Genomic DNA, 23,667 nt, shown 5'->3' with positions numbered 1-23,667 from the left:
GCTCGGTGGCGTCGATCTTCATCTCGTTCTCGGCCGTCACCATGTCGAACTCGCGGTTGGCGATCGTGGTGTACGCCGAGTCGCCGAGCTTACCGGCGCTGATCGCGGTGCCGAAGTAGCGCCCGCTCTGCTGGGCCGCCGCACCGAGCGTGCTCGCCGCCGCGGAGGCGGAGGTGGCACCGGCGGAGACCTGGCCGGTCACCGCCGTGAGCGTACCGAGCACGAGGGTGCCGAGAGCACCGGCGACCAGGACCCGGCGAAGACCGCCGAGGGGTCGCCGGGTTCCGGGTGGGGGTATGGCATTTGTGCCCATGCCTGAGCCTCCATAACTGCATCACGGGAAAGCGGAAACACGGGGGACACCCCCGCGAATTCGACGCCGCGCCCATGGCCGGGGAGGCACACACCGGGCGTCGCAGACGACGGCCCTGCTGCGCACCAGCGACCTGGCCGTAGGAGAACGCCTTGGGGACTCAGTGTGGAAACCTCCCCGAAATACGTCAAGGCAGCCCAGAAAGTTTCGGACCCCCTGCCCGGCACACGCGCCTCTCGTACGTCCCCAACCTGTGCCCCTGCCTCCTGAAACCTTGCGGACTCGTCGCGCCGGGGCGAGGTATGGCCGATGTAAGTTTCAGTACGGCGCCGGTCAGGGGAGGGCTGGGAGCCGTTCACGGGCGTCAAGGAGAGCCTCGCTCGACCCCGCCCTTGGGCGTCTCGATCCGGATCGCCCGCCGTACCGGCCTCACAGACCGCTGCCGGTTGGCGTTTTACGATCGTTTCCTCACGGGATTTCGAGACTTTCCGCTGTGGCGAGAAGAAGATAAGTGCAGTTCAGAAGCCAATTTCATGCTCTCGGCCATGAGCGTTTGGCGGGCAACAGGATGATCGATCTCGCCGATTTGATCATCTCGAACGTCGAATGTTTCTGAAACTGTTGACGACATATGTTCGTAACACCTAGCGTGGCAGCGATCGAGTTCATGGCCTGAGCGAAGGTCTCCGGCGAGGGCGAAGTGCCTGGTCCTGGGGCTGCGGCGACGGCGGTCGGGGACGGATGGGTCGTATGAGAGCCGCGCTGCTGGAACGTTTCGGCACCCCCCTTGTCGTCGGCGACGTCGGGCTCGACGAGCCACACGCGGAAGAGGTTCTCGTCCGGGTCGAGGCGGCCGGTGTCTGTCACAGCGACCAGCACTATCTCGCCGGGGACCTGCGGTGCCCGCTGCCGGTCGTCCCGGGGCACGAGGGCGCCGGTGTGGTCGAGGCCGTCGGGCCGGGTGTCACCCGGTTCTCGCCCGGCGACCGCGTCGGCCTGATGTGGCGGCCCCGATGCGGGCAGTGCCGCTACTGCCTCGTCGGACGGCCCGCGCTGTGCGAGGCGGCGGGCATCCAGGCGAGCTCGGGTGGCCTCCTCGACGGGACCACGCGCCTGCACTCCGGCGGGGAACGGGTCCATCACCTGCTCGGTGTCTCCTGCTTCGCCGAATACTGCGTCGTCTCCGAGCGCGCCCTGGTGCCCGTACCGCCGAACGTGCCGTTCGAGATCGCCGCGATCGCCGGGTGCGCCGTCGTCACCGGCGTCGGCGCGGTGCTGAACGTCGTGGGCGGGTGCGCGGGCGACGGCATCGTGATCTTCGGCGCGGGCGGTGTCGGGCTGTCGAGCGTCCTTGGAGTGGTCCTCGAAGGCGCGAATCCGATCGTCGTCGTCGACGTCGTGCCCGAGCGCCTGGCGATGGCGGCGAAACTGGGCGCCACGCACACCGTCGACGCGTCCAGGGAGGACGTCGCCGAGGCCCTCCGGGCGATCCGCCCCGGCGGCATGGAGTGGGCGATCGAGGCGATCGGCCGCCCCGCCACGCTGGAGACGGCGATCGACGTGCTCCGTCCGGGCGGGACGCTCGTGGCGGTCGGTCTCGGCGCGGTCGGCACGACGTTCGACGTGCCCCTCAACGTGCTCGTGCAGCGGGAGAAGCGGGTGGTCGGCAGCCTGTACGGCTCGGCCAACCCGCTCATCGACCTGCCCAGGCTGTTCGACCTCTATCTCGCCGGACGCCTGCCGCTGGACGCGCTCATCGGCCGGCGGTATTCGCTGGATCACATCAACGAGGCCTTCACCGACCTGACCGGCGGTTCGGTCGGCCGGGGCATCGTCCTGCCCTGGGAGTCGCGGTGACCGGTTCTGCCTTGAAGGCCACCGCGACCGGTTCTGGCCTGGAGGCCACCGCGACCGGTTCTGGCCTGGAAACCACCGCGACCGGTTCTGGCCTGGAGGCCACCGTGACCGGCACGCACATCGTTCTGTCCTGGGAGTCATCGTGACCGTCGCACACGACGAGCGTCGCTACGCCGTCTATCCGAGCCTGCGCGACAAGGTCGCCTTCGTCAGCGGCGGCTCGACCGGCCTGGGCGCGGAGTTCGTCTCCGCGCTGGCCGCGCAGGGCGTCCGGGTCGGCTTCGCCGACATCGACGCCGAGGGCGCGGAGCGGCTGCTCGACCGGCTCGGCCGTACGGACTGCCCGAAGCCGCTGTTCGTCGAGGCCGACGTCCGCGACGTCACCCGGTTGCGGGCGGCGATCGCGGAGGTGGGGGAAAGGCTCGGGCCCATCTCGATCCTCGTGAACAACGCCGCCAACGACGAGCGCCACGACTCGCGGGAGGTGGACGAGGCCTACTGGGACAACGCGATCGCGGTGAACCTGAAGCACCACTTCTTCGCGATCCAGGCGGTGGCGCCCGGGATGCGCGCGCTCGGCGGAGGCTCGATCGTCAACCTGGGCTCGATCAGCGCGCACGCCGACTTCGTCGGGCTGCCCGCGTACGTGACGGCCAAGGCCGGGATCGAGGGCCTCACCCGTACGCTGGCCCGCGAGCTCGGCCCCGACCGGATCCGCGTCAACTGCCTCGTCCCGGGCTGGATCTTCACCGAGCGGCAGCTCGCGCAGCTCGTCACCCCCGAGACGCTGGCGAAACTCGACCAGGTCCAGTCGCTGAAGGACAACGTCATGCCGGCCGACGTCGCGCGGATGGTGTTGTGGCTGGCGGCCGACGACAGCGCGATGTGCACCGGCCAGAAGTGGATCGTCGACGGGGGATGGATGTGAACGACATGACAGGACCCACGCGGCGCAGCGCGCACTGGTTCGCCGCCGAGGGGCGGTCCGGCATGCTGTACCGGTCCTGGATGCGCAACCAGGGGTTCGGGCCGGAGGTCTTCGACGGCCGTCCCGTGATCGGCATCGCGAGCACCTGGTCGGAGCTCGCGCCGTGCAACTCGCATCTGGACCGGGTGGCGGACGCGGTCAAGCGCGGCGTCTGGCAGGCGGGCGGGTTCCCGCTGGTGTTCCCCGTCCTGGCCACCGGCGAGACGCTGATGCGCCCGACGGCGATGCTGTACCGCAACCTGCTCGCCATGGCGGCCGAGGAGCTCATCCGGGCCAACCCGCTGGACGGCGTGGTGCTGCTGTCCGGTTGCGACAAGACCACGCCGGGGCTGCTCATGGGCGCGGCCAGCGTCGACCTCCCGGCCGTGATGGTGACCGGCGGGCCGATGCTCAACGGCAAGTTCCAGGGGCACGACGTCGGTTCCGGCACCCACGTGTGGAAGTTCGAGGCCGAGATCAAGGCCGGACGGATGACCGTGGAGGAGGGGTACGCCGCCGAGGGCTGCATGGCGCGTTCGAACGGGCACTGCATGACGATGGGCACCGCCTCGACGATGGCCTGCGTGGCCGAGGCGCTCGGCATGCAGCTTCCCGGCTCCGCGACCTGGCCCGCCGTCGACATGCGTCGCATGGAGGCCGCGCAGGAGGCCGGGCGGCGGATCGTGGACATGGTCGAACGGGACCTGCGCCCGAGCGCGATCCTCACCCGGGAGGCGTTCGAGAACGCGATCAGGACCAACGCCGCCATCGGCGGGTCCACCAACGCGATCATCCACCTGACCGCTCTGGCGGGACGGCTCGGCGTCGACCTGCCCCTCGACGACTTCGACGCCCTCGTACGGGACGTGCCGACCATCGTCGACCTCATGCCGTCGGGCCGGTTCCTGATGGAGGACTTCTGCTACGCGGGCGGCCTCCCGGTCGTCATGCGCCAGCTCGACGAGGTGGGCCTGCTCCACTCGGAGGCCATCACGGTCACCGGCCGTACCATCGGGGAGAACGTCGCGGGCGCGGAGTGCTGGAACACCGAGGTGATCCGCCCGCTGGCCGAACCGCTGCTGCCGTCCGGTACCGGCACCGCGATCCTGCGCGGCAACCTCTGCCCGAACGGCGCCGTGATCAAGCAGTCGGCCGCGTCACCGTCCCTGATGCACCACGAGGGCAGGGCGCTGGTGTTCGACTCGCCCGAGGCCTACCACGCGGTGTGCGACGACGAGGATCTCGACGTCACCCCGGACGACGTGCTGGTCATCCGGGGCGCCGGGCCGAAGGGGTACCCGGGCATGCCCGAGGTGGCCAACGTGCCGCTCCCCGCGAAGCTGCTGCGCGAGGGCGTCGGCGACATGGTGCGCATCAGCGACGGGCGGATGAGCGGCACCGGATTCGGCACGGTCGTGCTGCACGTCTCCCCCGAGGCGGCCGTCGGCGGCCCGCTGGCCCTGGTACGCACCGGCGACCGCATCGAGCTCGACGTACCGGCCAGGCGGTTGACGTTGCACGTGGACGACGAGGAGCTCGCCCGGCGGCGTGCCGAGTGGAGCCCGCCCGCAACCGACGAGACGGGCGGATACCGGTGGCTGTACCGCGAGCACGTCCTGCAGGCCGACGACGGGGTGGACTTCGGGTTCCTGCGCGGCAGCCGCGGGAGCGAGGTCCCGCGCGACTCGCACTGACGCTTGAGGAGCGAGGGCCCGCGCGACTCACACCGATACCAGAGGTCCCGCGCGGCTCACGTTGACACCGGGGAAGCGAGGTCCCGTGACCCACGCCGACGCCCGGGAAGCGGGATCCCGCGCGACTCACATCGATACCAGAGGTCCCGCGCGGCTCACGTTGACGCCCGGGAAGTGAGGTATCGCGACTTACGTTGACGCCCGAGGACGGCGTGGAGCCGAAACCCACCGCCGACACACCGGCATCCAGCATCAGGGAGTGACCGTGAACATCGTCAGATACCGCACGCGAGATTCCGCGGAGCCACGGGTGGGCCTGCACGACGACGGCGGCGTCGCCGAACTCGCGGGCGTGCGGACGCTCGCCGAACTCTGGGCGTCACCACTCGCCGACCTGCGGGAGCGGCTGACCGGCAGCGCGCCCGGAGAGCGGGTGCCCCTGGAGGAGGTCGAACTCCTCGCGCCCGTCGACGGTACGACCGAGGTGTGGGCGGCGGGCGTCACGTACGAGACGTCGCGCGAGGCGAGGGTCGAGGAGAGCGAGCGCGCCGCGACCGTCTACGAGCTGGTCTACGACGCCGATCGGCCGGAGCTGTTCTTCAAGTCGGTCCCGTGGCGGGTCGTCGGCCCGGACGGCGACCTGGGAATCCGCGCCGACTCGGTGGTGGACGTGCCGGAGCCAGAGCTGGCGCTGGTGGTGAACCGCTTCGGGGAGATCGTCGGCTACACGGTGTGCAACGACATGTCCTCACGCAGCATCGAAGGGGAGAACCCCCTCTACCTTCCCCAGGCCAAGATCTATTACGGCGCCTGCGGCCTCGGCCCCTGGATCAGGCCGGTCTGGGAGATCGAGGATCCGTACGACCTCGCGATCGAGATGACGATCGGCAGGGAGGGCGAGCCGGAGTGGAGCGGCGAGGCGAGCACCGCGCGGCTGCGCCGACGCCTCGACGAGCTGGTCTCGTACCTGATGCGCGGCGACGTCCATCCGGACGGGGTCGTCCTGTCGACCGGCACGTGCCTCGTACCGCCGACGCCGTTCACGCTCGCGGACGGCGACACGGTCGAGATCGGCATCGAAGGCGTCGGAGTGTTGCGCAACACGGTCGTGCGAGGGATCGCGCGTGACGAGAAGCCTTCCGAAGGGGATCGGTCATGACAGGGAACATCCACGGTTTCGCCAGCGTCGACGCGCGGACGGGACGTGAGGTCGAGCGGGTCGGCGCCGAGACGTCACCCGCCGAGCTCGACGACCTCTGCGCGCGGGCGGCCGTGGCCGCGCGGGAGCTCGCCGGGCTGGGGCGCGCGGGACGCGCCCGGCTGCTCCGTTCGATGGCGCGCTCGCTTGAGGAACGCCGGGCCGACCTGGTCGCCGTGGCCGACCGCGAGACCGCCCTGGGAGAGCAGCGGCTCAACGGCGAGCTGACCAGGACGTGCTACCAGCTCGACCTGTTCGCCGACGTGGCGGAGGACGGCGCCTATCTTGAGGCGACCATCGACCACGCGGGGGAAACCCCGATGGGACCGCGCCCGGACCTGCGCCGGATGCTGGTCCCGCTCGGACCTGTCGCGGTGTTCGGGGCGAGCAACTTCCCGTTCGCCTTCTCCGTGCCCGGCGGCGACACCGCCTCGGCCCTGAGCGCGGGCTGCCCGGTCCTCGCCAAGGTGCACACGGCGCACCCGGCGACGTCGGTGCTCAGCCACGAGGCGCTCGTCGCGGGCGCCAGGGCGGCCGGTGTCACCCCGGACGTGATCAACCTGGTCTGGGGGCGGGAGGCGGGCGTCGCCCTGGTCGGACATCCCGCCGTCCAGGCCGTCGGGTTCACCGGCTCCCTCGGCGCCGGGCGTACGCTGTTCGACGTCGCGTCGGCCCGGCCGTCGCCGATCCCCTTCTACGGCGAGCTGGGCGCGCTCAACACGCTCGTCGTGTGCCCCGGGGCCGCCGCGTCGCGCGGCGAGGAGATCGCCGCGGGGCTCGCGGCCTCCTTCACGCTCGGGGTCGGGCAGTTCTGCACGAAACCGGGCCTGGCACTGCTTCCCTCCGGCGCGTCCGGCGAGGCGATCCTCCGCTCGCTGGCGAAGCACGTCGACGCGCTGCCCGCCGGTTTCATGCTCAGCGAGCGGACGGCCGACGCCTACCGCCTCGGCGCGGAGACGCTGCGCGGCATGGACGGCGTCCGGACGCTCGCCGGTGGCAAGGAGACCGGTGAGCGCGACGAGAACGGCGAGCGCGACGGCTGGACCGGCGCGGGCGGCGAAGGCGGTGGAACCGGCGCGGGCGGTGAGGGCCGCGAGGGTGGCGGCTGGACCGGTGCGCCGCTGTTGCTGCACGCGGACGCCGGTGCCGTGACGGGCGCGCTGCTTGAGGAGTGCTTCGGGCCGGTCCTGGTGACCGTCGAGTACACCTCCGAGGAGCATCTCCTCCAGCTCGTCGAGACCTTCGGCCCGGCTCTCACCGGGACGGTCCACGCCGACGCGGCGGACGGCGACCTGTCGGCCCGGTTGCTCGCGCGGCTGTCCGGTACGGTCGGCCGTGTCGTGTGGAACGGCTTCCCGACCGGTGTGGCGGTGGCCTGGGGCATGCACCACGGCGGCCCGTACCCCGCGGCCACCAGCGCGCTGCACACCAGCGTCGGCACCACGTCGATCCGCCGCTGGCTGCGCCCGATCAGCCTGCAGAACGTTCCGGGGGAACTGCTGCCGGACGAGCTTCGCGACGCCCCGGCCGCCTCCACGGGGCTCGTCCGCCGCGTCGACGGCGTCCTCACCCCGGTCCGCGAGCCCCTGCCTGCCCGGTGACACCGCTCGACGAGTCCTGCCAGGTCATGAGCACGACGGACAGGGCACGGGCACGGGTCGGCCTTCGCCACCCCCGCGAGTGACACGCGCGACACGACACAAGACGGCGAAAGACACGAGAGACGGCGAGGGCGGCCCGGGAAACCCGGGCCGCCCTCGCCGTCTCATGGTGCCGGTCCGCAGCGCCGATCCGCGATTCCGGTCCATAGCGCCGGTCCGCGGTGCCAGTCCGTAACGCCGGTCCGCGGTACCGGTCCGCAGCGCCGATCTGCGGTTCCGGTCCGTAGTACCGATCCGTAACGCCGGTCCGTGGTTCCGGGCCGCGGCGCCGCCCCTGGTCGGCGCCGCGGAACGTTGTCAGCTCCCGGCCGCCCCGGAGGTGACGGTCGCCTCCATGACCCGGTCGAAACCGACATGGCGCCGTGGCCCGGTCATGGAGACGGAGATGGTCTCCCTGATGTCCGCGCTCGACGCGCCGACCCGTACCACGACCGCGCCCGGGTCGACCTGCCGCTGTCCGGACGCTCCGGTGTAGGAGGTCTGGTCGGCGTGCAGCGTGATCGTGACCTCGCGGGTCTCCCCCGGCTCCAGATCGACCCGGTGGGCCGTCAGCAGCGACTGCACCGGGCGGGCGACCTCGGCGACCGGGTCGTGAAGGTAGACCTGCACGACGTCCGACACCGGACCGGCCGCGCCGTTGTGCAGCGTCACCCGCACGTCGAGGGTGCCGTCGGTCGGCCAGACCTCCGCACCGGCGGAGACGTCCTTCCACGTGATCGGGGTGTACGACAGCCCGTGGCCGAACGGGAACAGCGCGGTGGGATCCACCGAGCTCACCTCGCCGCGCCGGCCCAGCGGCGCGGCCAGGTAGGTGGAGGGCTGGTTGCCGCCGTCGCCGGGGAAGCTCACCGGGAGCCGCCCCGACGGGTCGGCCCGGCCGGACAGCACGTCGGCCAGGGCGCGCGCGCCCTCCTCGCCGGGGAAGAACCCGCACACGACGGCCGCCAGGCGGTCGACCTGCCGGGCCAGCTCGTACGGGCGGCCGACCAGGAGCACCAGGACGACCGGGACGCCGGTGGCCAGCACGGCCTCCAGCAGTTCTTCCTGCCGTCCGGGCAGGCGCAGGCTCTCGGCGTCGCAGCCCTCCCCGGAGGTACCGCGCCCGAACAGGCCCGCCTGGTCGCCGAGCACGGCCACGCAGACGTCGGCGTCCGCAGCCGCGGCGACGGCCGCGGCGATGCCCTCGTCGGCGCCGCCGAGGACGGGCACCCCCTGCTCGTAGCGCACGTCGTAGCCCGCGGGGTCGGCGCGCAGCGCCTCGACCAGGGTCGGCACCTCGATGCCGATGGGCACCTCGGGGTGGTGCACGCCGACGTGCATCGGGAACGAGTAGCAGCCCATCATGGCCTGCGGGGTGTCGGCCCGGGGCCCGACCACGGCCAGGCGCAGGCCCGGCGCCAGCGGCAGCGAGCCGGTGTTGCGGAGCAGGACGACGGAACGGCGGGCCAGTTCGCCCGCGAGGGCACGCTGGGACTCGCCGTCCAGCACGGCGTCGTCCGTCTCCTCCAGGACGGCGGGCTCGGGTACCCACTCCTCGTCGAGCAGGCCCAGCCTGACCTTCTGCAGGAGCACGCGGCGCAGCGCGCGGTCGACGAGGGCGACGTCGACCTCGCCGCGGCCGATCGCCTCGACCAGTGGCGGGCCGTAGGTGTTGACCGTGGGGAGTTCCACGTCGATTCCCGCCGTCAGCGCCAGCCTGGCCGCGTCGCCGGGGGACCCGGCCACGTTGTGGAGGGTCTGCAGGAAGGCGACGGAGAAGTAGTCGGCCACGACGGTGCCGGTGAAGCCGTAGGTGCCGCGAAGCAGGTCGGTGAGCAGGGTGGGGTCGGCCGCGACCGGTACGCCGTCGATGTCGGTGTAGGAGTTCATCACCGAGTCGGCCCCGGCCCGCAGCGCCATCTCGAACGGGGGCAGCAGCACGTCGGCGATCTCCCGGCGGCCCACCGACACCGGGGCCAGGTTCCGGCCCGCCTTGGAGGCCGAGTAGCCCACGAAGTGCTTCAGGGTGGCGATCACGCCCGCCGACCGCACGCCGCGGACGTACGCGCTGCCGATCGTGCCGACGAGCACGGGATCCTCGCCGATGGTCTCCTCGACGCGGCCCCATCGCAGGTCGCGGGCGACGTCCACGACCGGGGCGAGGCCCTGGTGGATGCCGAGCCGCCGCATGGTGGCGCCGATCTGCGCCCCCATCCGCTCGACCAGGTCCGGGTCGAAGCTCGCGCCCCAGCACAGCGGTGACGGGTAGACGGTGGCCTTCCAGGCGGCGAGGCCGGTCAGGCACTCCTCGTGCACCAGCGCGGGGATGCCCCACCGCCCGGCCGCGGTGATCGAACGCTGGGCGCCCGCGAGCGTGGTCGCGCCGGTCAGGACGTCGACGGGTTTGGTACCGAACGGCCGGGTCAGCTGGCCGATGCCGTCCTTGACGAGCTCGTCCCACCCGACCGGCAGTGACGTGAACTCGTGCTGGTGCGGGGCCATCTCGCCGTCACCGTTGTCGATGCCCACCCAGACTCCGTAGAGCTGCGCGACCTTCTCGGCGAGGCTCATCCTGGCCATCAGGGCCTCGACGCGGTCCTCGTCGGGGACGCCGGCGTCCCTCCACACCTCCGGCGGGGGGTCAGTGCTCAGTGCCACGGTCTTCTCCGTTTGTCGTTGGAATCGCTCGTACGGCCGTCGGCGGCATCAGTCAAGCCACCCGGACGACGGGGTGTGCCGGTCGAGCTCGTCCCACAGCTCGGGGGCGATCGGGACGGTGGCGAGATCGAGGGTGGTCCCGATCCGCGCGGGTTCCGAGACGCCGACGATGGTCGACGTCACCCGGGGGTCGCGCAGCGAGAACTGCAGCGCGGCGGCGGCCAGGGGCACGTCGTGGTCGGCGCACACCCTCCGCATCGACCGGACCGCGTCCCTGACGGACTCGCCGGTCTCCCGGTAGGCGTAGCGGGGCTGGACGTCCGGGCCCTTGACCAGCATGCCCCCGCCGTACGGCGCGCCGTTGACGAAGGCGACCCCCCGCGCGACGGCCTCGTCGAGCAGCGGGCCGGCCTCGCGGTTCACCAGGGTCCAGCGGTTGTGGTTGATCACCGCCTCGAACACGCCGGTCCCGACGAACCGCCGCATCAGCTCCACGGGGCCGCCCGCGATCCCGAGGTGGCCGACGACACCGGCGTCGCGGAGCGCGACCAGCGCCTCGACCGGCCCGCCCGGGGCCATCGCCTCCTCGAAGGTGACGTGGTACTCCGGGTCGTGCAGGTACATCATCGGCACGTGGTCGACGCCGAGCCGTTCGAGGCTCTCCTCGACCGAGCGGCGTACGCGCTCGCCGGAGAAGTCTCCGCTGTCGGGGTCGGCGTCGGCCTTGGTGGCCAGGACGAACCCGTCGGGGATCCCGCCACGGCGGCGCAGGACGGCGCCGATACGCAGCTCGGCGCTGCCGCCGCCGTAGTTGTTGGACGTGTCGAGGAAGTTGAACGGGCCGTCGAGCACGGCCTCGATCGTCGCCTCCGCCCTGTCCTGGCCGACCGCGTAGCCGTACAGCGCGGGCATGCTCGCCAGGGGGCTGGTCCCGATGCAGATGGGGGTCACCGTGAGCCCGGTGCGGCCGAACGCGCGGCGGGCGGCGGGGTCGGGCGTGTGGTCGTCGGCCATGTCAGATCACGAATTCGGTCGTGCGGCGGCCACGGCATCCGGGCTCGGCCCGGAAGATCATGCCTGCCGTGGGCTGGCGCCGCAGGTCGTCGGGGGAGAGGTCCTCGGTGGAGGTGCTGATGACGAGCAGGTCCAGCTCCGGCCCGGCGAAGCAGCACGACGTCACCTGTGACACCGGCAGGACGACGGTGCGCTCGACCAGGCCGTCCGGCCCGAAGCGGCAGACGCGCGATCCTCCCCAGAAGGCCACCCACACGGCGCCCTCGGAGTCGACCGTGAGCCCGTCGGGCATCCCGGGGATGGCGGAGGTGTCGGCGAACACGCGCCGGTTGGACAGGGCACCCGTCGTCACGTCGTAGTCGAACACGTCGACGCGGCGGAGGGGGCTGTCCACGAAGTAGCACAGGGTGGCGTCGGGCGACCAGTCCACCCCGTTGCCGATCGTGACGTCGTCGAGCACGGTGTGCAGGGACCGGTCGGTGTCGAGGCGGTACAGGCGGCCCGCGCCCGGTTCGAGGTCGTACGCCATGCTGCCCGCGAAGTAGCGTCCGGCGGGGTCGACGCCCGCGTCGTTCATGCGGATCCCCGGGCGGCCCGCCAGCGGGGCGGCGAGCCGTTCGGTCAGCCCGTCGCGGGTGGCCAGGGCGACGCCGTCGCCGTCCGCGACGACGAGGGTGCCGGGCTCGGTCGTGGGGTGCACGGCCGTGACCGGCGCGGGCAGGTCGAACCAGCCGACGTCGGTGCCGGTGTCCACTCCGGCGTCGAAGACGCGCCCTCGGGGGATGTCGACGAACCGCAACCGGCCCGCGGCGTCGTCCCACACGACGCCCTCGCAGTGGACGCCGGAGACATCCAGCCAGGGCTCGGCCACCAGGTCGCCTCCCGACTCAGCCACCAGGCCACCTCCCGGCTCGGCCACCGGGTCGCCTCCCGTGCCCGCCATCACGGTGCCAGCGCCGCCGACGCGGCCCGGTACCCCTCGACCAGCCGGTCCAGGATCGCGTCCGTCGCGGCGTCGGGGCGGGTCTCCCCGGCGTGGGCGGTGCGCCACTCGTGCAGCCGCCTGGCCCCGGCCGACCAGGTGATCGTCGGCTGGAACGCGGGGACGAACCGTTTGATCTTGGTGTTGTCGAACACCGCGCTGTGCATCAGGTCGCCGACGATGAGGTCCGACCAGAACCAGTCGGGGGCGGCGAGCCGGAGGAACTCCGAGGGCAGGTGCAGGAGCCTGGCCGGCGTCCCCGAGGTGCGCCCGATGATGCCGTAGATCTCGTCCCAGGTCAGCGCCTCGTCGGAGGTGATGTGGAAGTCCTCCCCGATGGCCTGCCAGTTGCCGATCAGGCCGACGAGCCCCACCGCGAAGTCCCGCGCGTGCGTCAGGGTCCACAGGCTGGTGCCGTCACCGGGCACGACCAGCTCGTCGCCTCGGGCGATCCGGTCCCACGCGGTCCAGTCGCCGGGCAGCGGCGGGTGGGCGTCGTCGTAGGTGTGCGAGGGGCGCACGACGGTGACGGGGAAGTCGCGCTCCTCGTAGGCCCGGTGCAGGACGTCCTCGGCGGCGATCTTCTCCCGGGCGTACTCCAGGTAGGGGTTGTGCCGGGTGGTCGACTCGACGATCGGCACCCGCCGTACCGGCTTGTGGTAGATCGAGGCGCTGCTGATGTGGACGTACTGGCCGGTGCGGCCTTCCAGCAGGCCGACGGCGGCGGCGGCGTCCTCGGCGCCGAAGCTGAGGAAGTTGACCACGCTGTCGAACGTCGTGCCGCCGAGGGCCCGGCGCACCGACTCCGGGTCCTGGACGTCGGCTTCGATCGTCGTGACCCCGGCGGGGAGCGGGCGGCGGCCGGCGGTGCGGCCACGGTTCAGGACGTGGACGTCCTGGCCCTGGCGCACCGACTCGGCGACGCTGGCCGAGCTGATCGTGCCGGTGCCGCCGATGTAGAGAACCTTCACTGCAGGACTCCGGATCTTGGATGGATCGTGGGCTCGTGGGGTGGGCGGGACGCGGTCAGGTACGTGACTTTCCCGCGTACCAGTCCTCGAAGCCGTTCTCCACGACGCTGATCAGCAGGTCGTCCGGCCGGACGCCGATCTCCCCCAGCCGCTTGGCGATCTGGTCGAACATCGCGTACTTGGTGGTCACGTCGTACATGTGCACCATCAGGATCTGGATGCTGACCAGCTGCCGCCGGTCCACGCCGTTGTAGCCCGGGTCGAAGACGATCTCCTCGGGCGCGTGCGTGCGGAAGATCTGGAACCTGTCGGTCGGGTCCATTCCCAGGCCGTCCACCAGGGCTTGGTGGACGCCGTCGCTGATCTGCCGGCCCAGCCGTTCGGCCAGGGAGCGTTCGAGGTCGATCTGTACGAGGGGCACGGTGGTTCCTTTCAGCGCCGGGCGTCGACCGGTGTCCGGGCACCACGGCGGGGGTGTGCGCGAAAAAGGCGCTGAAAACTTTCGAAAACTCTATGAAACTTAAAGTCCGCAGCGACAAAGTAGAACGGCGTGTTGGGGAACGTCAAGGGTCATGGCATGGACGAAAGGCTGACATAGTGACATCTTTGCCTGTCAGGAGGCTGGGGCGCCGATCGCTCCCGCCCCTCGGCTCCGGCTGCGCGCGGGCGTGCCCGAGGCCGGGCGAACGCCCTCGGTTACGACATCATCCCTGGTGAACGGCATGATCGGTAAACTGGATCACGGCCGTTCCCGGTGGTCGCGGCTCGGGGCCAGGACTCCTGCGGCCGAAGCCCGGCGCCGTGGACAACTTTCCATAAACTTTCGCGACGACCGGCCGACGAGGACCCCTCAGGCCGGGACGACGCCATCCGAGAGTGGGACTGACCTGTGAGAATCGCGGTTACGGGCGCGAGTGGCAAGACCGGTCGCGCCGTGGTCGAGGACCTGCTCGCGCACGGGCACGAGGTACGCGCCGTCGACGTCGCCGGGGGGCCGGGAGACCGGGGCGAGCTGGCCGCCCTGGGGGCGCCGCTGCTGCGCGCCGACCTGACGGACTTCGGCGACACGGTGGACGCGCTGACCTCGGTCGACGCCGTGGTCCACCTCGCGGCGATCCCCGCGCCCGGCTTCTTCACCGACGCCCGCACGTTCACCGTGAACACCGCGATGAACAGCAACGTCTTCCTCGCCGCGGCCAAGCTCGGGGTCGGCAGGGTCGTGTGGACGTCGAGCGAGACCACCCTGGGCCTCCCGTTCGGGCCGGGGACCCCGCCGCGCTACCTGCCGGTGGACGAGGAGCACCACCCGTACCCGACCTCGGCCTACGCCCTGTCCAAGGTGGTCGGGGAGACGCTGGCCGAGCACATCTCCGCCTGGTCGGGGATCCCGATCGTCGGCCTGCGGCTGTCGAACGTCCACGACGCGGCCGACTACCCCAAGATCCCCGGTTTCTGGGACGACCCGCTGTCCCGGGTGTTCAACCTGTGGTCCTACGTCGACGTCCGCGACGCCGCGCGGGCCTGCCGGCTCGCCCTGCTGGCGGAGGTGACGGGCGCGCCCTCGTACGTGATCGCCGCCGGGGACACGCTGATGGACCGGCCCACGGCCGACCTCACCGCGGAGGTCTTCCCCGGCGTGCCGGTCCGCCGCCCGCTCGGGCCGTACGAGAGCCTGCTCAGTAGTGACAGGGCCCGTGACGAGCTGGGATACCTTCCGCGGGAGTCGTGGCGCGACGTGCTCGGCCTTCCCCTGGCGTGAGCCCCGGGCGCCGGGGGGTCAGCGGCGGCCTCGGGGGGCTCGGGCCGGGGGCTGGTAGGGCGCGGTGCTGTTCCTGACCACCAGGCTGGTCGACAGTTCGAGACGTAGCGGCTGCTCACCGGGGGTGTGCGTCGTCTCCAGCACGTTGCGGATGGCCAGCACGGCCATCTGCGCGAGCGGCTGCCTGATGGTGGTCAGCCGGGGCCACATCCACTCGCACACCTCGGTGTCGTCGAACCCGACGACGCTGAGGTCCTCGGGGATGCGCAGGCCCCTGGAGCGGGCCGCGTCGTACACGCCGGCCGCCTGCTGGTCGGAGCCCGCGAAGATCGCCGTGGGGGGTTCCGGCAGGTCGAGCAGCTCGACGGCGGCCCGCCTGCCGCCCTCGGAGTAGAAGTCGCCCTGCCGGACCAGGCTCTCGTCGAGCGGCAGTCCCGCGCGCCCGAGAGCGGCGCGGTAGCCGTCCAGGCGCTCAAGGCTGCACCGGACGTCCTCGGGCCCGGTGATCATGCCGATGCGGCGGTGGCCCAGCTCGGCGAGGTGTTCCGTGGCGGCGAAACCGCCCGCCCAGTTGGTGGCGCCGATGGTCGGGACGTCGCGGTCGTATCCGCCGACCTGGTCGATGACGACGAAGGGGGTGTCGATCGGGCGCAGCTTCTCCGCCGACACCTGCCGGGTGCTGGTGACCACGAGGACCACGCCGTCGGTCGGCCGGGAGGCCAGCGTCTTGAGCCACTCGCGCGGCTGGGCCCGCCGGTCGTGGGTCACGGTCAGGATGAGGCTCGTGCCCAGCCGGTACGCCTCCTGCTCCGCGCCTCTCAGCAGCTCACAGGCCCAGGCCGTGTCCAGCTCGGTGATCACGAAGTCGACCACGCCGACCTTGCCCACCTCGGACCTGGTCCTGCGCTGGTAGCCCGTCGAGATCAGGGCGTCCTGGACCCGGCGGCGGGTCTCCGCCCCGACGGCCTCCCTGCCGTTGAGCACCTTGCTCACCGTCGGAGCGGACACGCCCGCCTCCTGCGCGACCATCGCGATGGTCACCCGGTCGGCGTCGGCGCTCCCGGGAGCTCCCGCCGCCCGCTTCTGCGTCCTCGTCCGCTGCTCGGTCGTCACGACACCTCTTCACGCACTGAGCCAGTGTTGTCGAAAGTTTCCATAACGGTAGCACCGCTGGTAGCGGCCCGCCGGACCTCGCAGCAGGTAGGCTTCTGGCACCATAAATACCGAATTGTCCGTATTTGGGCCGCGATCCGGCCCGGCAGCACCGGAAGGCCGCGCCACACGCGACGTCCCGGACCATCCACGCCGCCCAGCGGCCTGATGGTGACCTGCGGATATCACACCGACGATCTCGATGTGACCGCCCTCTCCCGGGATGGGCGCGCTCGCCCGGAGGTCACGGCACGCATCCCATGTAACCGAACGGAAACAAATTCGGCCGGAGTTATTGACACTGTTGCCGAGCTGGTGCTCTTCTCTCACCAGAACACTTTCCGAAACTTTCTGCTTTCCGAACGTGCAGCTTTCGACGATCGGCGATCCCGGCCGTGAAGGACGCACACCCCCTTCCGCGACCCGTGCCGACCTCGTCGCCACGTGCGAGCGGACCCCGTGCCCATTCGTGAGCGCGGGCCGTCGCGATCGTCCCCGTTCGGCGGAGGACGCGCGGCGTCGACACGACCAGTGCGTGCGAGTCACGTGCAAGGAGAGATCATGCTGGGATCCTCGCGAATCTGGAAGCGCCGTCTCCCCGGAGCCTCCGCCGCGCTCGCCGCCGCGGTGCTGGCGCTCGCCGGATGTGCCGGCGGAGCCACGACCGAGACCACGGACACGGGCTCGGCCGACTCGGGCAACATCACCTGGTGGGGATGGACGCCCGACGCGGCCCCCGCCGAGGCGTACATCAAGGAGTTCAACAAGGCCTACCCGAACATCAAGGTCACCTACAAGAAGCTGACCATCGACGGCTACGACGCGGCGATCCGCCCCGCCCTGGCCTCGTCGGTCGGACCCGACGTCTTCGACGTCGCACCGGGGGCCGCCAACGGTTCGGTCGGCATCTACGGCGTGAACGCCATCGACCTCACCCCCGCCGTCGAGAAGTCGCTCGGCGCGGACTGGAAGTCCAAGCTCGCCCCGATCGGGGTGTCCAGCCTGACCAAGGACGGCAAGCTCGCCGCGCTGTCGGTCGGCTCCAACTACGCCGGATCGGTCTGGGTCAACCAGGACCTGTTCGACAAGTACAGCCTGAAGCCGCCGACCACCTACGACGAGTGGAAGAGCGTCTGCGCGGCCTTCAAGACCAACGGCGTCAAGTGCTTCGTGCAGGGTGCCGCCCAGACCGCGTTCAACGAGGACACCCTCCAGGCGATCAGCAACAACATCAAGCCGGGTGTCTGGGCGCAGGCCCTGGAGAAGAAGGTCCCGTGGACCGACCCGACGATCGTCCAGGCGCTGACCATCTGGAAGAAGCTGTTCGACGACAAGATCATGCAGGACGGGGCGCTGGGCGTGCAGCAGTACCCGGACGCCAACAACGACTTCATGTCGGGCAAGGCCGCCATGGTCATGATGGGCACCTGGTACATGCAGTACTCCACCGTGGACGGCAGCACGGCCGCCATCTCCGGCGCCGGCGTCGCGGACCCCAAGCCGTTCAACCAGCTGCCGATCGCGTTCCCCGACGTGGCGGGCACCGGCAACGTCGGGTCGCTCTACGGTGACGCGGACTTCGGCCTGGCCGTGAGCAAGAAGTCCAAGTCCATCGCCGCCGCCACCACCTTCGCGACCTGGCTCGGAACCTCGCAGGCGGGACAGCAGGCGGTCGCCAACATCCTCAACGACATCCCCGCCCTGACCAGCGCCCAGCCGGACTGGGCCTCGATCAAGCTCGTCAACCCGACCGCGCAGCGACCGGCGCTGGAGAAGCTGATCAGTGACGCGGGCAAGTCGTCCGAGCCGCGCCTCGCGACGGTGAGCGCCGACCTGCAGACCGCCATCGGCGTGGCGTCGACCACGGTGGCGGCGGGGCAGGCCACGCCGGAAGAGGCCGCCGCGACCCTGCAGAGCAGCGCCGAGAACATCAAGTAGAGCCGCTGACGGCCTGTCTCCATCCCACCCGCGCAGGGAGATCCATGACTTCCACAACCTCGCCGAAGATCGGGGCGCGCCGTCCGTCGCCCGCCCCTCTTCCGGGCAACCCCCGGAAGAGGGGCGGGAGGCCCTCGGGCCTGCCGTGGATCATGCCGGCGTTCGTCTTCGTCGTCGGACTGATCTATTTCTGCATCATCGAGACCGGCTACATCTCGACGCTCGACTGGGACGGCACCAGCCCGACCCCCACGCCGGTCGGGGCCGCCAACTACACGGCGATCATGCGGGACCCCATCTTCTGGAAGGCCATCTGGAACACGGTGGTCTTCTTCGTGGTGACGTTCACCGTGCAGACCGCCATCGGGTTCGTGTTCGCGGCGCTGCTGCACTCGAAGGTACGGCTCGGCGCCGTCTACAAGGTGCTCGTCTTCACCCCGGTGGTCCTCGCGGCGTCGACGATGGCGCCGGTGTTCCGGCAGATGTTCGCCGCGGACGGCCAGCTGAACTGGACCCTGGAGCACATCGGCCTCGGCTTCCTGGCCCAGCCCTGGCTGGCCCAGTCGTCCACCGCGATGCCGGTGATCATGTTCATCACGGTCTGGCAGTTCACCGGCCTCACGTTCGTCCTCTACTACGCCGCGATGGGGCAGATCGACCCCGAGACGCTCGAAGCGGCGCGCACCGACGGGGCGAGCAACCTCCGCGTCCTGAGAAGCATCGTCTGGCCCGGCGTGCGGGGCACGACGGTGGCCCTGGCGATGCTGGGCGTGATCGGCGCGCTGAAGACCTTCGACGTCCCGTACCTGGTGACCATCGGCGGGCCGAACTACAGCACCGAGTTCCTCGGGACCTACATCTACCGGATCAGCATCCCGTCGGCCCACGTCGGCTACGGGGCGGCCCTGTCGGTCCTCCTGCTCATCCTGGCGCTGCTCGGCGCGATCGTCGTCGCGACCCGCGCCAACCGTAAGGACGGTGAATCCAGTGTTTGAGGCGCGCAGGCTGTCGACCAGGCTGCTGCTGCAGATCCTCGTGACCCTGATGATCATCCCCTACCTGTTCCCGCTGGTGGTCATGGTCCAGGGGTCGTTCGCGGGTGAGGGGCTCGGCAACTACGAGGCCGTCTTCGCCGTCGGCACCGTGGGGACGTTCTTCGTGAACAGCGTCATCATCTCCGTCTCGACGATCCTGATCGTCTACGTCCTCACCATGTTCGCCGCCTTCGGGTTCTCCAAGCTGCACATCCGCGGCAAGGAGGTCTACTTCTGGATGATCCTCGCCGCCCTCACCCTGCCCGAGGTCGTGCTGCTCACCCCGCTGTTCGCGACGACCCTCAGGCTGGGCGTGTACGACACGTACTGGGCGGTGGTGCTGCCGCTGGCCGCGCTGCAGATCCCCTTCACCGTCCTGCTGGCCCGCAAGTTCGTCGACGGCGTCCCCGACTCGCTCTTCGACGCGGCCAGGGTCGACGGCGCCAACGTGTTCACGGCCTTCCGCTACATCGTCGTGCCGATGACCCGGCCCATCGCGGCGGCGATCGTCGTCCTGACGCTGATCGGCTCCTGGAACGACTACCTGCTGCCGCTGGTGCTCATCCAGGACCCGGCCAAGCAGACGGTCACGCTGCTGCCGCAGTTCTTCGTCAGCCAGTTCAGCAACGACCAGACCAAGGTCCTGGCCAGCGCGGTCATCACCGCGATCCCCGAGATCGTGGCCTACCTGTGCCTGCAGCGCCTCTTCGAGAGGGGCCTGGCGGCCGGCGCGCTGAAGTAACCCCCCTGCCCCGCCCCCGAGACCACCCCATGATCCACCGCGCTTCCAGATTTGAGGAACAGAGCACATGACGTCGGACAACACGGCCTTCCTCCGCACGGCAGGTCGCGAATTCGTCGACCAGACGGGCACCGTCGTACGCCTGCGAGGCGTCGCCGTGGGCGGTTGGCTGAACATGGAGAACTTCATCACCGGCTACTCCGGCAACGAGTCGCTGATGCGCGGCACGCTCCGCGAGGTCCTCGGCGAGGAGAAGTACGAGCTGTTCTTCGAACGGCTGCTGACCGCGTTCTTCGACGAGGAGGACGCGAAACTGCTGGCCGGCATGGGCATGAACTGCGTGCGGTTCCCCGTCAACTACCGGCACTTCGAGGACGACTCCAGGCCGTTCGAGTTCAAGGAGGACGGCTTCCGCCACCTCGACCGGGCCGTCGAGGCGTGCGCGCGGCACGGGATCTACTCGGTCATCGACCTGCACGCGCTGCCGGGGTCGCAGAACCACCACTGGCACTCCGACAACCCGACCCACCGGCCGGCGTTCTTCGACCACCCCCACTTCCAGGACCGCGTGGTGGCGATCTGGGAGCGCATCGCCGAGCACTACAGGGACAACCCCTGGGTGGCGGGCTACAACCCGATCAACGAGCCCGCCGACGAATCGCGCGAGGTCGTCGGCCCCTTCTACACCCGCCTGGTCGACGCGATCCGCGCGATCGACGACCGCCACATCCTGTTCCTCGACGGCAACACCTACTCCACCGAGTTCGACGTCTTCGACAAGGAGTGGGACAACACCGTCTACGTCTGCCACGACTACGCCGCCCCGGGCATGGGCAACGGCGGCGACTACCCCGGGATCACCGACGGCAAGTACTACGACCGGGCCGCGCTGGAGGAGAAGTACCTCAAGCGCACCGAGTACAGCCGCCAGACCGGGACCCCGGTCTGGGTGGGCGAGTTCGCGCCGATCTACACCGGCGACGAGCGCAAGGACGCCATGCGCAGGCAGGTCCTCGCGGACCAGCTTGAGATCTACCGCCGCGAGGGGGCGAGCTGGTCGAGCTGGATGTACAAGGACCTCGGGCGGCAGGGGGTCGCCATGGTGCGGCCGGACTCCCCGTACCTGAGGCGCTTCGGCGACTTCGTGGCGAAGAAGAACCGCCTGGGCGCCGACAACTGGGGCAGCGACGGGAACGGGATCGCCGAGGTGACCAAGCCGTTCCAGGACATGATCGCGAACGAGTTCCCCGACTTCGACCCGTACCCGTGGGGCCGTTTCGACTGGGTCCGCACACTCATCCTGAACCTCGCGGTCGCCCAGCCCCTGGCCTACGAGTACGCCAAGCTGTTCCAGGGGCTGGGCGAGGACGAGCTGATCGCCCTGGCCGACTCGTTCGCGCTCCGCAACTGCGACATCCGGACGACCCTCGTCGAGCAGCTGCGCAACGGCTGAGGCCTCGGATCCACAGCCTGGACGCGAGAGGTCAGGGGCGGGTGCGGCGAGTCGAGCCGGGTGCGAAGGATCAGGTCGGGCCGGGTACGACGGATCAGGAGCGGGTGCCCGCGAGCAGGTGTTCGCAGGCGTCGAGCAGGCGGCGCCGCAGCGGTGCCGCCCGCTCGGCGAAGCCCCGCTGCTCGGCGGCGTACTCGGCCCGCCCCTCGGCCGTCTCGATCCGGATCGCCCGATGGCCGAGCGCGCTCAGGTCGTACGGGCTGGCCCGCATGTCCACGGCGCGGATGTCGCGGGCCAGCGTGAAGCAGTCGGCGACCAGCTCGCCGCTGACCAGCGGTGACAGCTTGTACGCCCACTTGTAGAGGTCCATGTTGGCGTGCAGGCAGCCCGGCTGCTCCAGCTCAGGCTGCCGCTCCCGCGTCGGCTGCAGCACGTTGAGCGGGCGCGCCTCGGGGGTGAAGAAGCGGAACGCGTCGAAGTGGCCGCACCGCACGCCGCGCTGCTCCACGACCTCCGCGATCTCCTCCTCGCCGAGCCGCAGCGGCCAGGCCTCGTGCCGCACCTCGGCGGCCCGGTAGACCATCGCCCACTCGTGCAGGCCGAAGCAGCCGAAATATCCCGGCCGGGCCGCGGTGGCGGCCAGCAGCCGCGTGATCCACTCGATGGAGGACCCGCGCCTGCCCATCAGCGCGGCGGTGTCGAGCGTGGCCCCCTCGGGGGTGTCGAGGTAGTCGCGGCCGAAGTCGCGCGCCCCCCGCAGGACGACCCCGGCACCCGGATGCCACCTCCGCAGCCGCGCGGGCCGGTGCCCGTAGTAGGTGAACAGGAAGTCCTCGATGGGATGGGCCTCGCCCCGCGCCCTGCGCGCCAGGTGCGGCCCCGCCCACACCTCGATCCGCAGCCGGTGGGCCTCCGCCCGCGCCCGCCACTCCTCCGGTTCCAGAACCTCCACCGCTGAATGGTACGCGCGGGCCGGTGGTGCCCGGCATGGCGGCCCGTACGCCCGTGGCGGCGAGTGCCGGTTGGGCGGCACATCGGTGAACGGAAAGTGAATTATCAATACATCGTGAGTGCCTCGCTCCGTACTGTCGTCCTTAATCACATAATTCAATTACACCCGCTATTTCATAGCGATACGGGGCAAGGTTTCGAGGAATCACATGAGGCGTTGGATCGGTGTCGGGCTGGCGCTGCTCCTCGGCGCCGCCGTGGTGGCGGCGATCGTGGTGGGCAACGGCGGCGGGGGCGGCGGGAGCGCGGAGGCGCGGGAGCCCGTCCTGGTCCGCGGGGTGATCGGCTCCGAGAAGAAGCCGTTCTTCGACGACCCGAGGGTGCGGGCGGTCTTCGCCAAGCACGGCCTCCGGGTGGAGGTCGACACCGCCGGATCGCGCCAGATCGCGACCTCGGTGGACCTGAAGAAGTACGGCTTCGCGTTCCCGTCCAGCGCCCCGGCGGCCGAGAAGATCAGGCGCGACCGGGGCGCCGCCCGCACGTTCGCGCCGTTCTCCTCGCCCATGGCGATCGCCACCTTCACCCCGATCGTGGACGTACTCACCAAAGCGGGCGTCGTACGGGACTCCGGCCAGGGGTATCAGGTCCTTGATATCCAGAAATATCTGGATCTGGTGGCGAAAGGCACCCGGTGGGACAAGCTGCCGGGGAACACCGCCTACCCGGCGCGCAAGCGCGTGCTGCTCACCACCACCGACATCCGCACCTCCAACTCCGCGGCGATGTACCTCTCGATCGCCGGTTACGTGGCCAACGGCGACGACGTGGTCACCTCGGACGAGCAGGGTGCCAAGGTCGCCGGGACCGTCGCCCCCCTCTTCCTCGACCAGGGATACTCCGAGACCTCCACCGAGGCTCCGTTCGAGGACTACCTGTCCCTGGGGATGGGAAAGACGCCCATGGTCGTGATCTACGAGGCGCAGTACGCCTCGCGGCTGTTCGCCGGGGACGGCTCGATCCGTCCCGACATGCGGCTGCTCTACCCCGCGCCCACGGTCCTGAGCAAGCACACGCTCGTACCGCTGAGCGCGCGGGGCACCGAGGTCGGACGGCTCCTCCAGGAGGACCCGGAACTCGGGCGCCTCGCGGCCATGTACGGCTTCCGCACCGCTCAGGCCAAGGCGTTCGACGACCTCGTGGCGAAGGTGAAGGCCCCGTTGCCACCCGGCCTGGTCGACGTGGTGGAGCCCCCCGACCACGAGCGGCTGGAGGGCATGATCTCCGCGGTCGAGACGCTCTACCGGTCCGGAGCGGTCCCCTCGTCCACCCCCTGAACCCTTCCCC

Annotated in this window: 20 protein-coding genes; 12 read left to right on the top strand and 8 right to left on the bottom strand. The window is 70.6% G+C overall.

Annotation, left to right across the window (positions count from 1 at the left end; genetic code table 11):
- A partial coding sequence (locus tag ACW9TB_RS37235; protein ID WP_472752823.1) for an endo-1,4-beta-xylanase occupies positions 1-313 on the bottom strand: 313 nt, incomplete at its 3' end.
- A 750-nt stretch (positions 314-1,063) separates the two neighbouring features.
- Here ACW9TB_RS37235 and ACW9TB_RS37230 point away from each other — a divergent pair.
- The 6 genes from ACW9TB_RS37230 (at position 1,064) to ACW9TB_RS37205 (ending at position 7,630) form a co-directional block, all read left to right on the top strand.
- Positions 1,064-2,170 (top strand): alcohol dehydrogenase catalytic domain-containing protein, encoded by a 1,107-nt coding sequence (locus tag ACW9TB_RS37230; protein WP_472752822.1) that lies wholly within the window; start codon positions 1,064-1,066, stop codon positions 2,168-2,170.
- Positions 2,167-2,316 (top strand): hypothetical protein, encoded by a 150-nt coding sequence (locus ACW9TB_RS37225; protein ID WP_472752821.1) that lies wholly within the window; start codon positions 2,167-2,169, stop codon positions 2,314-2,316. Before ACW9TB_RS37230 ends, ACW9TB_RS37225 begins: the two co-directional genes overlap by 4 nt.
- On the top strand, positions 2,313-3,098 hold the full coding sequence (locus ACW9TB_RS37220; RefSeq protein WP_472752820.1) for an SDR family NAD(P)-dependent oxidoreductase: 786 nt from the start codon (positions 2,313-2,315) through the stop codon (positions 3,096-3,098). Before ACW9TB_RS37225 ends, ACW9TB_RS37220 begins: the two co-directional genes overlap by 4 nt.
- Positions 3,099-3,103: 5 nt before the next feature.
- The gene (locus ACW9TB_RS37215; protein WP_472752819.1) at positions 3,104-4,831 is read left to right on the top strand and encodes an IlvD/Edd family dehydratase; all 1,728 of its coding nucleotides are present in this window, start codon (positions 3,104-3,106) and stop codon (positions 4,829-4,831) included.
- Positions 4,832-5,096: 265 nt separating this feature from the next.
- The gene (locus ACW9TB_RS37210) at positions 5,097-5,990 is read left to right on the top strand and encodes a fumarylacetoacetate hydrolase family protein (protein ID WP_472752818.1); all 894 of its coding nucleotides are present in this window, start codon (positions 5,097-5,099) and stop codon (positions 5,988-5,990) included.
- Positions 5,987-7,630, top strand: coding sequence for an aldehyde dehydrogenase (NADP(+)) (locus ACW9TB_RS37205; RefSeq protein ID WP_472752817.1), 1,644 nt, complete (start codon positions 5,987-5,989; stop codon positions 7,628-7,630). The genes ACW9TB_RS37210 and ACW9TB_RS37205 overlap by 4 nt, the downstream gene beginning before the upstream one ends.
- Positions 7,631-7,987: 357 nt before the next feature.
- On the opposite strand, the gene ACW9TB_RS37200 is transcribed toward ACW9TB_RS37205, so the two are convergent.
- Genes ACW9TB_RS37200 through ACW9TB_RS37180 form a run of 5 tightly spaced genes read right to left on the bottom strand, consistent with a single transcriptional unit; the run spans position 7,988 to position 13,715 of the window.
- Positions 7,988-10,327 carry a beta-xylosidase/alpha-l-arabinosidase gene (locus ACW9TB_RS37200; RefSeq protein WP_472752816.1) on the bottom strand — a complete coding sequence of 780 codons (2,340 nt, stop codon included), beginning with the start codon at positions 10,325-10,327 and terminating at the stop codon, positions 7,988-7,990.
- 48 nt (positions 10,328-10,375) lie between these two features.
- On the bottom strand, positions 10,376-11,341 hold the full coding sequence (locus ACW9TB_RS37195) for an aldo/keto reductase (protein ID WP_472752815.1): 966 nt from the start codon (positions 11,339-11,341) through the stop codon (positions 10,376-10,378).
- A 1-nt stretch (position 11,342) separates the two neighbouring features.
- Positions 11,343-12,236 (bottom strand): SMP-30/gluconolactonase/LRE family protein, encoded by an 894-nt coding sequence (locus tag ACW9TB_RS37190; protein WP_472752814.1) that lies wholly within the window; start codon positions 12,234-12,236, stop codon positions 11,343-11,345.
- Between the two features lie 47 nt (positions 12,237-12,283).
- Positions 12,284-13,294 (bottom strand): NAD-dependent epimerase/dehydratase family protein, encoded by a 1,011-nt coding sequence (locus ACW9TB_RS37185; protein ID WP_472752813.1) that lies wholly within the window; start codon positions 13,292-13,294, stop codon positions 12,284-12,286.
- Positions 13,295-13,349: 55 nt separating this feature from the next.
- The gene (locus ACW9TB_RS37180; protein ID WP_472752812.1) at positions 13,350-13,715 is read right to left on the bottom strand and encodes a tautomerase family protein; all 366 of its coding nucleotides are present in this window, start codon (positions 13,713-13,715) and stop codon (positions 13,350-13,352) included.
- Positions 13,716-14,183: 468 nt separating this feature from the next.
- Between ACW9TB_RS37180 and ACW9TB_RS37175 the strand changes: the two genes are divergently transcribed.
- The gene (locus ACW9TB_RS37175) at positions 14,184-15,053 is read left to right on the top strand and encodes an NAD-dependent epimerase/dehydratase family protein (RefSeq protein ID WP_472752811.1); all 870 of its coding nucleotides are present in this window, start codon (positions 14,184-14,186) and stop codon (positions 15,051-15,053) included.
- A gap of 18 nt (positions 15,054-15,071) precedes the next feature.
- Here the strand turns inward: ACW9TB_RS37175 and ACW9TB_RS37170 are convergent, their stop codons facing one another.
- Positions 15,072-16,166 carry a LacI family DNA-binding transcriptional regulator gene (locus ACW9TB_RS37170; RefSeq protein WP_472752810.1) on the bottom strand — a complete coding sequence of 365 codons (1,095 nt, stop codon included), beginning with the start codon at positions 16,164-16,166 and terminating at the stop codon, positions 15,072-15,074.
- A 600-nt stretch (positions 16,167-16,766) separates the two neighbouring features.
- On the opposite strand from ACW9TB_RS37170, the gene ACW9TB_RS37165 reads away from it, so the two are divergent.
- From ACW9TB_RS37165 to ACW9TB_RS37150, 4 genes are all read left to right on the top strand, one after another.
- The gene (locus ACW9TB_RS37165) at positions 16,767-18,143 is read left to right on the top strand and encodes an ABC transporter substrate-binding protein (protein ID WP_472752809.1); all 1,377 of its coding nucleotides are present in this window, start codon (positions 16,767-16,769) and stop codon (positions 18,141-18,143) included.
- 44 nt (positions 18,144-18,187) lie between these two features.
- Entirely contained in the window at positions 18,188-19,138 is a 951-nt protein-coding gene (locus ACW9TB_RS37160; protein WP_472752808.1) for a carbohydrate ABC transporter permease, read from the top strand.
- Positions 19,122-19,919 (top strand): carbohydrate ABC transporter permease, encoded by a 798-nt coding sequence (locus ACW9TB_RS37155; RefSeq protein WP_472752807.1) that lies wholly within the window; start codon positions 19,122-19,124, stop codon positions 19,917-19,919. The genes ACW9TB_RS37160 and ACW9TB_RS37155 overlap by 17 nt, the downstream gene beginning before the upstream one ends.
- Positions 19,920-19,986: 67 nt before the next feature.
- A complete protein-coding gene (locus ACW9TB_RS37150) occupies positions 19,987-21,372 on the top strand; it encodes a glycoside hydrolase family 5 protein (RefSeq protein ID WP_472752806.1) in 1,386 nt (461 codons plus the stop codon).
- A gap of 94 nt (positions 21,373-21,466) precedes the next feature.
- Here ACW9TB_RS37150 and ACW9TB_RS37145 read toward each other — a convergent pair whose 3' ends face one another.
- Positions 21,467-22,324: a 3-methyladenine DNA glycosylase gene (locus ACW9TB_RS37145; RefSeq protein ID WP_472752805.1), complete on the bottom strand. Its 858-nt coding sequence runs from the start codon at positions 22,322-22,324 to the stop codon at positions 21,467-21,469.
- A gap of 208 nt (positions 22,325-22,532) precedes the next feature.
- On the opposite strand from ACW9TB_RS37145, the gene ACW9TB_RS37140 reads away from it, so the two are divergent.
- Positions 22,533-23,657, top strand: a complete 1,125-nt coding sequence (locus tag ACW9TB_RS37140; protein WP_472752804.1) for a hypothetical protein — start codon at positions 22,533-22,535, stop codon at positions 23,655-23,657.
- Positions 23,658-23,667 lie beyond the last annotated feature (10 nt).

It is taken from the genome of Streptosporangium sp. H13245, from assembly GCF_055690525.1.
This window is presented reverse-complemented; position numbering and strand designations above follow the sequence as displayed.

What these genes read in the sequence shown, in the direction of transcription:
- ACW9TB_RS37195 (WP_472752815.1), bottom strand. Translation starts at nt 11,341, where the DNA reads ATGGCCGACGACCACACGCCCGACCCCGCCGCCCGCCGCGCGTTCGGC.
- ACW9TB_RS37150 (WP_472752806.1), top strand. Translation starts at nt 19,987, where the DNA reads ATGACGTCGGACAACACGGCCTTCCTCCGCACGGCAGGTCGCGAATTC.
- ACW9TB_RS37215 (WP_472752819.1), top strand. Translation starts at nt 3,104, where the DNA reads ATGACAGGACCCACGCGGCGCAGCGCGCACTGGTTCGCCGCCGAGGGG.
- ACW9TB_RS37140 (WP_472752804.1), top strand. Translation starts at nt 22,533, where the DNA reads ATGAGGCGTTGGATCGGTGTCGGGCTGGCGCTGCTCCTCGGCGCCGCC.
- ACW9TB_RS37160 (WP_472752808.1), top strand. Translation starts at nt 18,188, where the DNA reads ATGACTTCCACAACCTCGCCGAAGATCGGGGCGCGCCGTCCGTCGCCC.
- ACW9TB_RS37230 (WP_472752822.1), top strand. Translation starts at nt 1,064, where the DNA reads ATGAGAGCCGCGCTGCTGGAACGTTTCGGCACCCCCCTTGTCGTCGGC.
- ACW9TB_RS37205 (WP_472752817.1), top strand. Translation starts at nt 5,987, where the DNA reads ATGACAGGGAACATCCACGGTTTCGCCAGCGTCGACGCGCGGACGGGA.
- ACW9TB_RS37165 (WP_472752809.1), top strand. Translation starts at nt 16,767, where the DNA reads ATGCTGGGATCCTCGCGAATCTGGAAGCGCCGTCTCCCCGGAGCCTCC.